The organism is Bacillus cereus group sp. N21 (assembly GCF_016483395.1).
Taxonomy (GTDB): domain Bacteria; phylum Bacillota; class Bacilli; order Bacillales; family Bacillaceae_G; genus Bacillus_A; species Bacillus_A pseudomycoides.
Genome location: NZ_JAEHBX010000171.1, coordinates 1 through 2329 on the forward strand (window position 1 = coordinate 1; position 2329 = coordinate 2329).

Here is a 2329-nt window from a genome sequence, read left to right on the forward strand (position 1 = left end):
GGCTTACAGCATAAAATAGAATTCCGCTAGAAATATATGAGCTATATTCTCTTTTATTTTATCTTTGCACCAGAACCGTTTAAAACTTCTTAATAAAAAAACAGAACATTAAAGTGTATTATATTTTTTCACTTGTAATGGGATAGTTACAACATATAAATCTACAGCATAATAAGTAATCCAAATCCCTTTACCTTTAACATCAAGTTTTGATTGAAAAAACTGTTCTGAAATTTTTCTTTTCCCCCATCTTTTAGGGAACCATTGGAATACTTTAGGAACATTATATTTTTTATTAGACCATACCTTTAATCTCCACAGAACTAAAATAACTGTAATCAGGATAATAAAATTAATAAACTCAGAATATGAAGATTTTAAAAACATATATCCTCTACCTTTTCATTAGAAATTTAAAAATGTAACAACTTATCCTCTTAAAATAGCTTTTTTCACAATAAAATACATTATAGAAAATAGTAAACAAGTACCTACTATACCAAAAGTCGCAATTGAAATTTTGCCTGCTAATGTTTCATTCGGATCTAATGCATTAGGTAAAATTGTACCAAAAATTGCAATACAAGCCAATATAACCATAGTGTATTTTAAAATTTTCACTTTTTTATTCATACTAATTATCTCCTTAAATCCTTAATAACAAGTTCTTTACTAAATCTCAAAAATCATTTACCAAATAATCTCGCAAAAAAACCTTTTTGTTCTGTAGATGCCGTTAATAATTTTGTTTCTTGTACTTCTCTAATTGTTTCAAGTAATTTCTGATCACGTTTCTCTAACTTATTGTTAATATAATCTTGTTGTTTTTGTAGTTGTTCAATTAATAATTTATTAAATTCCTCTTGTTTCTCACTATATTCTCTAAGTCTACTAACTTCATTTTTTAATGTTTTTAATTCTTCAGCTAAAATTTCTCCAACTTCTTTACTAGGTACAGGTTTTATACTTTCTCCACCTGTAGCAAAATAATGTTCAATTTGTTTTATTGAGTAATTCTGTTCTCGATGTAATTGTTTAACTATTTTCATCTGCTCAAGAGCTTTTTCATTAAAAACATTGTAACCCGACTCATTTTTCTCCAAAGGAATATACGTCCTTAATTCTTTCATCCAATTTCTTATAACATTTGGCGATTCATCTACACACAGTGCAACTTCTTTAACGGTCATCGCTATATAACCTGGTTTTTCTTTACCTAGGTTTTTACTTTTATCCATCTTTTTACCCACCTTTAAAACCTAGATAAAAACCTAAGTTTTTTTAAATATCAAGGGTTATTTTCAAAAAAATCAACCTTGAAACCTAGGTATAAAACCTAGGTTTTTACTAATTCATTTTACTAAGGTTTATATCCTTCTGTCATATAAAAATAACAGAGTTCTTCACATCTCTAAGTCATACTTCATTTTCTTCTTAATAAATGATTATTTAATCCATATAGCGAAGACCATAGCCGCGCCACAAAAAATTGGCTAATAACTTTGCAACAAACCACAATTAGAATTACATTCTTGTTTTTTTAACATAATAAAATTCAGTTGAAAAATAAGTCATTTTATAAAATTGGAAATTCTGAATCAAAAAAGAGAGAAGAGCATAAGGGGTTTTTGGGCCCAACTAGGGGTTGGGGCTAGGCAAAGCCTAGCTTAAACATGGGTACACGAAAATTTCCAGGATGTGCACTCACGGTCGACTCAAAATTTTCCAATTACACGTGTTTTTTTGTTAAAAGTCGAGTCGAGGTATATACAAGGTACCCTTCATAGCATTAAATGTGCACCTGCTGTAGACAGTATATTTTTGATAACTTGCAATCAAACATTACTTTAAAATACTAAAGGAAATTCATCTAAATTAAGTAAATACAAAATTATAATTTAGAAACAAACAACAATAAAACACTAAATATCATTCAGACGCCTCAAAATCCGTTTTAGAGGATGCAAATCTAAAACAATACTATTTTGTCGTAAAAATAGAAATAAGCGCTTAAAAAACAAAATAAACGGTTTTAAATGAAGGTTTTTGTTTACTTTTGGTGTTGAGGCTAGTTCGTCGTGTGGGGACGAAACCCCACATATAACGTATTCTATTAATTTGGTAAGTGAAATTTCAAATCGAATCACTAGCGGTTCGGCTCGTATAATAACAAGTTCAAGCCGATGATCCCTAATAGTTGCTTTTGGATGTATCGGCTTGGTGCCATCAAAACTCGAGCCGAAAAAAGTTTTGCAAGGATGTAGCAAAGCGAAAAGGGTGGAGATTTTCTGTAGCAAAGCGAAAGAAAATACGACCCGTTCCTTGCGGA

General features: G+C 30.0%; 4 protein-coding genes. All 4 read right to left on the reverse strand.

Annotated elements, in window-relative coordinates:
• Positions 1-108 precede the first annotated feature (108 nt).
• Complete coding sequence (locus JDS96_RS30185) at positions 109-387, reverse strand: hypothetical protein (RefSeq protein ID WP_199669055.1); 279 nt, start codon at positions 385-387, stop codon at positions 109-111.
• 42 nt (positions 388-429) lie between these two features.
• Positions 430-633 (reverse strand): hypothetical protein, encoded by a 204-nt coding sequence (locus JDS96_RS30190; RefSeq protein WP_199669056.1) that lies wholly within the window; start codon positions 631-633, stop codon positions 430-432.
• A gap of 53 nt (positions 634-686) precedes the next feature.
• Positions 687-1238 carry a MerR family transcriptional regulator gene (locus JDS96_RS30195; RefSeq protein WP_098166597.1) on the reverse strand — a complete coding sequence of 184 codons (552 nt, stop codon included), beginning with the start codon at positions 1236-1238 and terminating at the stop codon, positions 687-689.
• A 684-nt stretch (positions 1239-1922) separates the two neighbouring features.
• The coding region (locus tag JDS96_RS31775; protein WP_206777256.1) for a hypothetical protein at positions 1923-2329 on the reverse strand (407 nt) is incomplete at its 5' end.

What these genes read in the sequence shown, in the direction of transcription:
- JDS96_RS30190 (WP_199669056.1), bottom strand. Translation starts at nt 633, where the DNA reads ATGAATAAAAAAGTGAAAATTTTAAAATACACTATGGTTATATTGGCT.
- JDS96_RS30185 (WP_199669055.1), bottom strand. Translation starts at nt 387, where the DNA reads ATGTTTTTAAAATCTTCATATTCTGAGTTTATTAATTTTATTATCCTG.
- JDS96_RS30195 (WP_098166597.1), bottom strand. Translation starts at nt 1,238, where the DNA reads ATGGATAAAAGTAAAAACCTAGGTAAAGAAAAACCAGGTTATATAGCG.